Consider the following 10,416-nt stretch of genomic DNA (forward strand, 5'->3'; position numbering starts at 1 on the left):
CGTTCCCGGGATGTCGGACGGCGGGATGTGCGTCGGGGTCGTCATCGGCTCAGGCGGACCGGTCGGTGGCCATGCGGTCCAGCTCGGCCAGCCCCGCCTTGGCCGCCGCGTTGACGGGTGCGGCCGCGAGCGTCGCCAGCGCGCGGTCGGTCAACGCGGCGATGCGCTGCTCGGCGGCGGCCAGCGCGCCCACCGACTCGATGACCCCGCGCAGTTCGGCCACCTGGGCGTCGGTCAACCGTGCGCCGATCGAGGTCCGTAACAGGTTGGCCGCCAAGGGATCCGACTTGTCCGCCAGTTCCATCGCCTCGGCCAGCAGCACGGTCCGCTTGCCGGACCTCAAGTCGTCGCCGGACGGCTTGCCGGTGACCTCCGGGTCCCCGAAGACGCCCAGTACGTCGTCGCGCAGCTGGAACGCCACGCCGAGGTCCGTCCCGAACTCCGCGAAGGCGGCCTGCACCTCGGGGCGGTCCGCGGCGGCGGCCACGCCGAGCTGCAGCGGCCGCGCCACCGTGTAGCAGGCGGTCTTGTAGGTGTCGACGTTCATCGCCGACGCGATCGACTCGGCGGCGCCGGCCTCGGCGACGATGTCGAGGTATTGCCCGCCCAGCACCTCGGTGCGGATGTCGGCCCACACCCGCCGGACGCGCCGCCGGGCGTCCGGCGCCAACTCGAGGCCCAAGACGATGTCGTCGGCCCAGGCCAGGGCGAGGTCGCCGACCAAGATGGCCGCCGACGTCCCGAACCGCTCGGGCGAGCCGCGCCAGTCCCGGTCGCGGTGCAGCGCCGCGAAGCGGACGTGAATCGTGGGCCTGCCGCGCCGGGTGGACGAGTCGTCGATCACGTCGTCGTGCAGCAGCGCGCATGCGTGCAGCAGCTCCAGCGCGGAAAACAGCAGCAACGCTTCGGGATCGGGCTCCCCGGTCGCCACGGCCCGCCAGCCCCAGTAGGCGAAGGCGGGCCGCAGCCGCTTTCCGCCGTTGAGCACGAAATCTTCCAACGCCGCGATCAGGGCGTCGAAGTCGGCGCCTTCAGAGCCGATATAGGCGCTCTGGGCGCGCCGGTCGCGCAGGTACCGCCGAAGTTCCTCGGTGATGGCGCCGGTCAACTCGACGGTCGCCGCTGCGGGTGCGGCTTTTTGGCTCAGCGCGGCGCCCCTTTCTGCTCGGCATGTCTCTAGGGCCGACAGTTTATGTGGCTTGCGCGCCCCCAGTTGCTTCGACTGCCTCACTATCCCGCCCCTATGCTGGCGGGGGTGTCCGGGCGCTGCGTGGCGCAGCGCGGCCCGGCCCGGCAAGGAGAGGAGCCGCGTGAGCCTCAACACCATCGCGCTCGAGTTGGTGCCCCCCAATGTCGAAGACGGCAAGGAGCGGGCGCTCGAGGACGCGGCGAAAGTGGTGCGGTACTCGGCCGAATTCGGCCTCGAGGGCCGGATCCGGCACGTGATGATCCCGGGCATGATCGCCGAGGACGACGACCGTCCCGTCCCGATGAAGCAGAAGCTGGACGTGCTGGACTTCTGGTCGATCATCAAGCCGGAGCTGCCCGGGTTCCGCGGGCTGTGCACGCAGGTCACCGCATTCATGGACGAGGGGTCGCTGCGCCAGCGACTCACCGCCCTGTGCGAGGCCGGGATGGAAGGCGTCGTCTTCGTCGGGGTACCGCGCACGATGAACGACGGTGAAGGCTCCGGCGTCGCGCCGACCGACGCCTTGTCGATCTATCGCGAGCTGGTGAGCAACCGCGGCGTGATCGTGATCCCCACCCGCGAGGGCGAACAGGGCCGGCTGAACTTCAAATGCAACCAGGGCGCGACGTACGGCATGACGCAGTTGCTGTATTCCGACGCGATCGTGGGCTTTTTGACCGACTTCGCCAAGAACACCGATCACCGGCCCGAACTCCTGCTGTCCTTCGGCTTCGTGCCGAAGGTGGAGAGCCGCGTCGGCCTGATCAACTGGCTGATCCAGGATCCGGGCAACGCCGCGGTGGCCGGCGAGCAGGAGTTCGTCAAGAGGCTGGCCGCCAGCGAACCGGACAAGAAGCGCCAGCTCATGGTCGACTTGTACAAAAGGGTGATCGACGGCGTCGCCGGGCTCGGCTTCCCGTTGAGCATCCATTTCGAGGCGACCTATGGGGTGTCCGGGCCCGCTTTCCACACCTTCGCGGAGATGCTGGCCTACTGGTCGCCCTAGCTGGGCGGATGGTCGCGCGGCGCGGTGAATCGCGGCGAGCGGTCGCGGCTCATCCAGGCGAGCAGGGCCACCACGCCGGCCGCGGCAAAGGACGCGATGCCCAGCCACACGCCCGCCCCGGTGAAGTTGCGGGTGTTGGGGTCGGTGTAGCGCGCATTGGCCGTCATGGTGCTCACCACGCCCGGCTTGAGCTTCCAGGACACCACGTCGGGCTCGACGCGGTCACCGTTGGTGGAGGTCACCACGCCGGGAAAGGCGACGGTCAGCTCGACGTCGGCGTCGTTGTCGGTCACCGACGTCAGGTCCGCACGGCCTTCCAGCATCACCAGGTTGCCGTTGCGGCGCAGCGACAGGTTCACGCCCTGGGCGTCGGTGTTCATGTTCGCCAGCTGTGGCAACTCGGCGAAGGTCAGGTCGGAGAACACCGCCTGCGACCCGACGTAGCCGTCGCTGTCGTAGTTCGACACCGCCACCTTCTGGCTGAACGGCAGGTTGTTGGTGTCGAGCTGGGGACCGGAATCCTTGGGCGTCTTCGGCTTGGCCGCGGCGATGATCTCCCCGGAGACCAGATCGTCGGGCGAGATGGTGAGCGATGCCCGGACCCGCAGGCAGCCGCTGGCCAGCGGCACGATGAGCAGCAGCATCGCGATGGCCAGCAGGCGGCGCCGACGGGGCGTGAACCCGCGGGCTCGAAGCGGGGGAGGGCCGGCGTGCACGAGGTCATCGTGCCAGATCCGCGTCACTGCAGCGGCAGGGCGCGGCCCAGGATCGCGAACGCGCGCGGGTCTCCCGCGAAGTGGTAGCCGCGGATGACATCGGTGAAGCCCAGCCGCCGGTACAGCCGCCAGGCGCGATTCGGTTCGCCGTTGGTCTCCGGCGTGGAGAGCAGCACGTTCTCCTCCTGGCGGGCGGCGAGTAACCGGCGGGCCAGCGCCTCGCCGAGCCCCCGGCCCTGCGCGCGTGGATGGATGTGCAACTCCGTCAACTCGAAGTAGCTGTTCATCAGCCGGGCAATCTCGGCGGGCGGCGAGCCGCCGCGTTGCAGCCCCAGGACCACCTGCTGCTGCCACCACTGCCCGGGCGCCCCGGGATAGCCGTAGGCCACGCCGAGCAATGGGGCGTTGCGCAGGTCGGCGGTCGGCGGGGGTGGGCCGCCGGGCGCCTCGGCCGCGTCGGCTTCTACGGCGGCGACGCCCTGCCACCCGCGTCGCCGGATGTGCTCGAGCCACATAGCGGCGCGCTGGTTCTCGGTGCCCCGCGGGTATCGCATCGCTTCGACATAGACCCTGAGGGCGTCACTGAGACGGCGCTCCATATCGTTCGGCGGCAGATCGATGAGGAATATCGCCAACTCGCGGTGCCCTCCTCATCCGGTGGCTTTCAGGTATTGGTCCGGCCCCGTGCCGCTGTCGCCATTATCCGACGCGGTCGCACTCCGCGCGCCGAGCGGTCCGGTAGGGGCCTGCGGGGGCCGACGGGCCGGCCGCTGCGACAGTCGGGTTGCCGTGTGGGCGGCGCCGATGTCGGGGTGAGGGCGGGATAGAATCGCTGCCGAACCGGTGGTACAGCGCAGATCGACCTCGTATCATTTGTGTTAGTTGCCTTTACAACGGGCATCCGCGTGCTATCGATAGTTACGTGTCAAACTGTCGGCAAGGAGGGACGAATGCCACTCTCCGATCATGAACAGCGGATGCTCGATCAGATCGAGAGCGCACTCTACGCGGAGGACCCCAAGTTCGCGTCGAGCGTCCGTGGCGGAGGGTTCCGCGCGCCGACCGCGCGGCGGCGCCTGCAGGGCGCGGCGTTGTTCGTCATCGGCTTGGCGATGCTGGTTTCCGGGGTGGCGTTCAAAGCCACGATGATCGGAAGCTTCCCCATTCTCAGCGTTTTCGGATTCATCGTGATGTTCGGCGGCGTGGTCTACGCGATCACCGGGCCGCGGCTGGCCGGCAGGCCGGACCGGTCCGGGTCGGCGCCGGGGTCGGCCCGCCAGCGTCGCAACAAGGGCGGCGGTTCGTTCACCAGTCGCATGGAGGATCGGTTCCGCCGCCGCTTCGACGAGTAGCGGACCGCAAACGACACGGGGTAGCCGTCGCGGCTGCCCCGTTTTTCGTGCCCGGGCGGCGCTGACCGTGCGCACGCCGAGTCCCGGCTGACTCCCAATCGATCCCAAATCGAGTCCCGGGCGCACGGATCACGCCCCTTCGGGCCCCACCGTGGCGCCCCACCGCGCCCCACTCGGCCGTTCCGGGCGTCTGACGTGTGGTTTTCGTACATCACGGCGGGGTAGCGACCGGCCTGCACCGGCCCTCGGGTGCCCTTGTGGCGGCCAATAGTGGCGGCTGAGCCGGAAAAGTCGGCGACGACACCCCAACAATGGGGCAAAGTGGGGGACTGTGGGGTATGGTGGCTGAAGTGTTTGGGTGACCGGTGTGGGAGGTGAGCTGGTGTTTCTCGGCACCTACACGCCCAAACTCGACGACAAGGGGCGGCTGACGTTGCCCGCCAAGTTCCGCGACTCGTTGGCAGGGGGGTTGATGGTCACCAAGAGCCAAGACCACAGCCTGGCCGTCTACCCGCGGGCGGAATTCGAACAGCTGGCGCGCCGGGCGAGCAAGACGTCGCGCAGCAACCCCGAGGCCCGAGCGTTCCTGCGCAACCTCGCCGCCGGCACCGACGAGCAGCATCCCGACGCGCAGGGGCGGATCACGCTGTCGGCCGACCACCGCCGGTACGCGAACCTGTCCAAGGACTGCGTGGTGATCGGAGCCGTCGATTACCTCGAGATCTGGGATGCGCAAGCCTGGCACGACTACCAGCAGACCCACGAAGAGAACTTCTCCGCGGCCAGCGATGAAGCACTCGGCGACATCATCTGAGGCGCGTGCCCGTGCATCGTGGCCTCTGCCCGAACCGACCCTGGCGTACTTCCCCAACGCCAGGTTCGCGCCTTCGGACAGGGACCCGGGTGCAAGGGCGGCCCTTCGGGCCGACAGAGGTTTGAGGGCGGCCCGCCAGGCCCGGGGAGGCGTTGCGGTGGCAGATGTTTCAGACGACTTCGGCCACGTGCCCGTCCTACTGCACCGCTGCGTCGAGCTGCTCACCCCCGCCCTGACGCGGCACAACCCGGACGGCTCGGGAGCGACCCTCGTCGACGCCACCCTCGGCGCGGGCGGACACGCCGAGCGCTTCCTCACCGACCTGCCCGGCCTGCGGCTGATCGGACTCGACCGCGACCCCAGCGCGCTGGACATCGCCCGGCGGCGGCTGGCCCCGTTCGCCGACCGGGTCACGCTGGTGCACACCCGGTATGACGGCCTCGCCGCAGCCCTCGCCGAATCCGGCTGCGCGCCGGCCGAATCCGTCGACGGCGCGCTCTTCGACCTCGGCGTCTCCTCCATGCAGCTCGACCGCGCCGAACGCGGCTTCGCGTACGCGCAGGACGCGCCGCTGGACATGCGGATGGACCCGGACTCGCCGCTGACCGCGGCCGACATCGTCAACACCTACGACGAGGCGGCGCTGGCCGACATCCTGCACCGCTATGGCGAGGAGCGGTTCGCGCGCCGCATCGCCGCGCAGATCGTCCGCCGGCGCGCCCGCGCCCCGTTCACCTCGACCGCGGAGTTGGTAGCCCTGCTCTACCAAGCGATTCCGGCGCCCGCCCGCCGCACCGGCGGGCATCCGGCCAAGCGCACCTTCCAGGCCCTGCGGATCGCGGTCAACGACGAACTGAGCTCGCTGCGTGACGCGCTGCCCGCCGCCCTGGACGCGCTGGTTGCCGGCGGACGCATCGTCGTGCTGGCCTACCAATCGCTGGAGGACCGGATCGTCAAACGCGTGTTCGCCGACGCGGTCGCCTCGCGGACGCCGGTGGACCTTCCGTTCGAACTTCCCGGCCACGAGCCGCGATTCCGGTCGTTGACGCGCGGCGCCGAGCGCGCGGACGCGGCCGAGATCGAACGCAACCCTCGCAGCGCCGCCGTGCGATTACGGGCCTTGCAACGGCTGGAGCAGCGGGTGCAATCACAGCAGGCGAGCGGGAAAGGCGACTCATGAAGGTAAAGCGCGAGGCGCCGAAGCGCCGCGGCGGTGGCGACCGCCGCAGCGGACGCGACGGTTCGGCCCGCAAGGGCAGGCGCGCCACCGCCGACTCGGTGTCGCCGCGGCGCACCCGGCCGGCCTCGGCGAACACCCGCGAGGCCGGAACGCACAAGTCCGGGCCGCAAACCAGCCCCATCACCCGGCCGGCGGAGCGGTCGGGCCGGCCGAAAAGCGCCAGCCAGGCCAAGGCTCGGGCCAAGGCGCGGAAAGCCAAGGCGCCCAAGGCCGTCCGGCCCCGGCTAGCGGAGCGGCTGGCCACCCGGCTCGCGTCGATCGACCTGCGGCCGCGCACGCTGGCGGCCAAGGTTCCGTTCGTCGTCTTGATCATCGGCGCGCTCGGTCTCGGGCTTGGTCTGACGCTGTGGTTGTCCACGGACTCCGCCGAGCGCTCCTACAAGTTGAGTCACGCGCGCGAGAGGACCCGGCTGCTGCAACAGCAGAAGGAGGCGCTGGAACGCGATGTGCGCGAAGCGGAATCCGCGCCGGCGCTGGCGGAGGCGGCCCGCAAGCTGGGGATGATCCCGACGCGGGACACCGCGCACCTGGTGCAGGACCCGTCGGGGAACTGGGTGGTGGTCGGCACGCCCAAGCCGGCGGACGGGGTGCCGCCGCCACCGTTGAACAGCAAGCTCCCCGAACAGGGTCCGCCGCAGCCCCCGGCGCCGCCGGCGCCGCCCGCGGAGGTCCCCGTTCGGCTGCAGCCCGACCCCGTGGCGGCCCCGCCGGCGCGGTCCGGGCCCGAGGCCCTGTTGCGCGCACCGGACGGAGCGTCGACGCTGGGTGGCCAGCACCTGGCACCGGCGGGTCCCCAGCTGCCGGGCACGCCGGGTGCGCCCGCCGGTGCGACGGGACCCGGTGCGCTGCCCGCATCGGGTGTGCCGGTGCCGGGACTGCCCGCGCCGTCGGCGGGCCCCGCGCTCGCGCCGCTGCCCGCCGAGGTGCCGATCCCGTTGGGCGGCCTGCCGGTTCCGCCGCCCGGTCAGGTGCCCGCGCCGCTACCCGCGGAGGTGCCGGTTCCGGTGCAGCGGGCGCCGGCGCCCGCTGTTCCCCAGGCGGTCGCCCCCGCCCTTCCTCAAGGGGTTGTCCCCCCACTGCCACAAGGGGTTGTCCCCGCCGCCCCGGTGCTGGTGCCGCAGCCCGCGGCGCCCGGGCCCGTCGCGATGCCGGGTGCGCCCCGGTGAGCCCCGGCGACTCCATCCGCGCCCGGCGATCGCAGCCCACCCGCGGTCCTCGTAAAGCCCAGGAGGCCAAGGGGATTCGTCAGCCGAAACGGCGGGCGAAGCAGCAGGCCAAGGACGTCCGCGAGCCGAAGAGGTTTTGGAGAGCCAAGGAGGGCAAGGCCACCGGGAAAGCGGGGCCGGCCGACCGGCAGGACGGGACCGGGCACTCGGCGCGGGAGCGGCGCACCCGGCAGCTCGTGCAGGCGGGCAGCCGCGGCGCGTCGTTCGTGTTCCGCCACCGGGCGGGAAACGCGGCCATCGGGGTCTTGATCGTGGTGGCGGCGGCCCAGTTGTTCGTCCTGCAGGTCACCAACGCGCCCTCGCTGCGCGCCCAGGCCGCGGGCCAGCTCAAGGTCACCGACGTCGAAAAGGCGGTGCGCGGCAGCATCGTCGACCGCAACAAGGATCAGCTGGCGTTCACCACCGAGTCGCGCGCGTTGACGTTCCAGCCCAAGCGAATTCGCAAGCAGCTGGACGAGGCCAAGAACAAGAACTCGGCGGCCCCCGATCCGCAGCAGCGGCTGCGGGACATCGCCAAGGAGGTCGCCACCCGGCTGGGCAACAAGCCGGATTCGGCGACCGTGCTGAAGAAGTTGCAGAGCGACGAGAACTTCGTTTATCTGGCCCGCGCAGTCGACCCCGCTGTCGCCAGCGCGATCTCCGATAAATACCCCGAAGTCGGCTCGGAGCGGCAGGATCTGCGGCAGTACCCGGGCGGGTCGTTGGCGGCCAACATCGTCGGCGGCATCGACTGGGACGGTCACGGGCTGCTGGGGCTGGAGGAGTCGCTGGATTCGGTGCTGTCCGGAACCGACGGCTCGGTCACCTACGATCGTGGATCGGACGGCGTCGTCATTCCCGGCAGTTACCGCAACCGGCACCGGGCGGTCAACGGTTCGATGGTCCAGCTGACCCTCGACGACGACATCCAGTTCTACGTGCAACAGCAGGTCCAGCAGGCCAAGAATCTCTCGGGCGCGCACAACGTTTCGGCCGTTGTGCTGGATTCGAAGACCGGCGAAGTGCTGGCCATGGCCAACGACAACACGTTCGACCCGTCCCAGGACATCGGGCGTCAGGGCGACAAACAGCTGGGCAACCTGGCGGTGTCGTCGCCGTTCGAACCCGGCTCGGTGAACAAGGTCATCACCGCGTCCTCGGTGATCGAGTACGGCTTGTCCAATCCCGACGAGGTGCTGCAGGTGCCCGGGACCATCCAGATGGGCGGAGTGTCCATCCACGACGCGTGGGACCACGGCGTCATGCCCTACACCACCACCGGTGTGTTCGGAAAGTCCTCCAACGTCGGCACTTTGATGCTCGCCCAGCGCGTCGGCCCGGAGCGGTTCTACGACATGGTCCGCAAATTCGGCCTGGGGCAACGCACGAACGTCGGGCTGCCCGGTGAGAGCGCCGGGCTGGTGCCGCCCATCGACCAGTGGTCGGGCAGCACGTTCTCGAACCTGCCAATCGGCCAGGGCCTTTCGATGACGCTGCTGCAGATGGCCGGCATGTACCAGACCATCGCCAACGACGGGGTGCGCATTCCGCCGCGGATCGTCAAGGCCACCATCTCGCCCGACGGGACCCGCACGGAAGAACCGCGTCCCGAAGGCGTGCGAGTGGTTTCGCCGCAGACGGCCCAGACCGTGCGGAACATGCTGCGCGCGGTGGTGCAACGCGACCCGATGGGCTACCAGCAGGGCACCGGGCCCGCCGCCGCGGTGACGGGCTACCAGATGGCCGGCAAGACGGGCACCGCTCAGCAGATCAACCCGGCGTGCGGCTGCTACTTCGACAACGTCTACTGGATCACCTTCGCGGGAATGGCCACGGTCGACAACCCGCGCTACGTCATCGGCATCATGATGGACAACCCGGAGCGCAACGCGGACGGTACGCCGGGCCACTCGGCCGCCCCGCTGTTCCACAACATCGCCGGCTGGCTCATGCAGCGCGAGAACGTCCCGCTGTCGCCCGATCCCGGTCCGCCGCTGACGCTGCAGGCCACCTAGCGGTCTGGCGGGTCGCCGATCGTGCGGTGACGCGTTGCGTGTGCGCTCAGGGCGGCATCCGGGCCCGAATCACGCCTTCAACGCACACTGAAGGCCCTCAACGCACACTCGATTGACGAGCGCACCGCGGTGGCGGGTGCCTCTCGGTAGGGTGTCATGGCCGATCATGAGGATCACGCGGCGTGTGCAGGAGGTGTGAACAGGTGGTGCCGGTGCCCACTGGTTTGCGGCCCAGCGCGGGCGCGGGATCGCGCCTGCCCGCGCTCGCGGCCCAGGTCGGGGCGGTACTCGCGGACCGCGGCACCGCCGTGCCCGACGTGGCCGTCATCGGTGTGGCGCTGCGCGCCCAGGACATCCGGCCCGGCGACTTGTTCGCCGCATTACCCGGCGCGACGACGCACGGGGCCCGGTTCGCGGCCGAGGCGATCGAGCGCGGCGCCGTCGCGGTGCTCACCGATGCCGCCGGGGTGGCGGAAATGGGCGCGTCCGCCCCGACCGTGCCGACGCTGGTGCACCCGGCGCCCCGCACCGTGCTCGGTGCCCTGGCCGCCACGGTGTACGGCAACCCGTCGGAGCGGGTGACGGTCGTCGGGATCACCGGCACCTCCGGCAAGACCACGACGACGTATCTGGTCGAATCCGGCCTGCGCGCCGCCGGCCGGACGGCCGGCCTGATCGGCACCATTGGCATCCGCATCGACGGCGCCGACGTTCCCAGCGCGCTGACCACCCCGGAGGCTCCCGCGCTGCAGGCGATGTTCGCCGCGATGGCCGAGCGCGGGGTGGACACCGTCGTCATGGAGGTGTCCAGCCACGCGCTGGCGCTGGGCCGGGTAGACGGCACCGGATTCGCGGTGGGCGCTTTCACCAACCTGTCGC

At 70.5% G+C, this 10,416-nt stretch carries 10 protein-coding genes; 7 read left to right on the forward strand and 3 right to left on the reverse strand.

Features of this window, described 5'->3' with window-relative positions:
* Positions 1–49 precede the first annotated feature (49 nt).
* Complete coding sequence (idsA2, locus tag A9X04_RS15735) at positions 50–1,108, reverse strand: bifunctional (2E,6E)-farnesyl/geranyl diphosphate synthase (protein ID WP_067922026.1); 1,059 nt, start codon at positions 1,106–1,108, stop codon at positions 50–52.
* A 202-nt stretch (positions 1,109–1,310) separates the two neighbouring features.
* Here idsA2 and A9X04_RS15740 point away from each other — a divergent pair, with 202 nt between their 5' ends.
* On the forward strand, positions 1,311–2,195 hold the full coding sequence (locus tag A9X04_RS15740) for a mycobacterial-type methylenetetrahydrofolate reductase (RefSeq protein ID WP_067922029.1): 885 nt from the start codon (positions 1,311–1,313) through the stop codon (positions 2,193–2,195).
* On the opposite strand, the gene A9X04_RS15745 is transcribed toward A9X04_RS15740, so the two are convergent.
* Together A9X04_RS15745 and A9X04_RS15750 are read right to left on the reverse strand one after the other, a co-directional pair.
* A complete protein-coding gene (locus tag A9X04_RS15745) occupies positions 2,192–2,839 on the reverse strand; it encodes a DUF3153 domain-containing protein (protein WP_067922046.1) in 648 nt (215 codons plus the stop codon). The two genes, A9X04_RS15740 and A9X04_RS15745, sit on opposite strands and share 4 nt — an antisense overlap.
* A 95-nt stretch (positions 2,840–2,934) precedes the next feature.
* Positions 2,935–3,546: an N-acetyltransferase gene (locus tag A9X04_RS15750; protein ID WP_067922032.1), complete on the reverse strand. Its 612-nt coding sequence runs from the start codon at positions 3,544–3,546 to the stop codon at positions 2,935–2,937.
* A 315-nt stretch (positions 3,547–3,861) separates the two neighbouring features.
* Between A9X04_RS15750 and A9X04_RS15755 the strand changes: the two genes are divergently transcribed.
* The 6 genes from A9X04_RS15755 to A9X04_RS15780 all read left to right on the forward strand — a co-directional run.
* Complete coding sequence (locus tag A9X04_RS15755) at positions 3,862–4,263, forward strand: DUF3040 domain-containing protein (RefSeq protein ID WP_067922035.1); 402 nt, start codon at positions 3,862–3,864, stop codon at positions 4,261–4,263.
* A 382-nt stretch (positions 4,264–4,645) separates the two neighbouring features.
* A complete protein-coding gene (mraZ, locus tag A9X04_RS15760) occupies positions 4,646–5,077 on the forward strand; it encodes a division/cell wall cluster transcriptional repressor MraZ (RefSeq protein WP_066913393.1) in 432 nt (143 codons plus the stop codon).
* Positions 5,052–6,257, forward strand: coding sequence for a 16S rRNA (cytosine(1402)-N(4))-methyltransferase RsmH (gene rsmH, locus A9X04_RS15765; RefSeq protein ID WP_156764377.1), 1,206 nt, complete (start codon positions 5,052–5,054; stop codon positions 6,255–6,257). The genes mraZ and rsmH overlap by 26 nt, the downstream gene beginning before the upstream one ends.
* Positions 6,254–7,483, forward strand: coding sequence for a hypothetical protein (locus tag A9X04_RS15770; RefSeq protein WP_067922040.1), 1,230 nt, complete (start codon positions 6,254–6,256; stop codon positions 7,481–7,483). Before rsmH ends, A9X04_RS15770 begins: the two co-directional genes overlap by 4 nt.
* Entirely contained in the window at positions 7,480–9,537 is a 2,058-nt protein-coding gene (locus A9X04_RS15775) for a penicillin-binding protein 2 (protein ID WP_156764378.1), read from the forward strand. The genes A9X04_RS15770 and A9X04_RS15775 overlap by 4 nt, the downstream gene beginning before the upstream one ends.
* Positions 9,538–9,740: 203 nt before the next feature.
* The coding region (locus A9X04_RS15780; RefSeq protein WP_231985743.1) for a Mur ligase family protein at positions 9,741–10,416 on the forward strand (676 nt) is incomplete at its 3' end.

Source organism: Mycobacterium sp. E3247 (assembly GCF_001667785.1).
GTDB lineage: Bacteria > Actinomycetota > Actinomycetes > Mycobacteriales > Mycobacteriaceae > Mycobacterium.

Bases quoted from the DNA above. Each gene is read 5' to 3' on its own strand.
- A9X04_RS15745 (WP_067922046.1), bottom strand. From the start codon at position 2,839: ATGCTGCTGCTCATCGTGCCGCTGGCCAGCGGCTGCCTGCGGGTCCGG.
- A9X04_RS15755 (WP_067922035.1), top strand. From the start codon at position 3,862: ATGCCACTCTCCGATCATGAACAGCGGATGCTCGATCAGATCGAGAGC.
- rsmH (WP_156764377.1), top strand. From the start codon at position 5,052: ATGAAGCACTCGGCGACATCATCTGAGGCGCGTGCCCGTGCATCGTGG.
- A9X04_RS15770 (WP_067922040.1), top strand. From the start codon at position 6,254: ATGAAGGTAAAGCGCGAGGCGCCGAAGCGCCGCGGCGGTGGCGACCGC.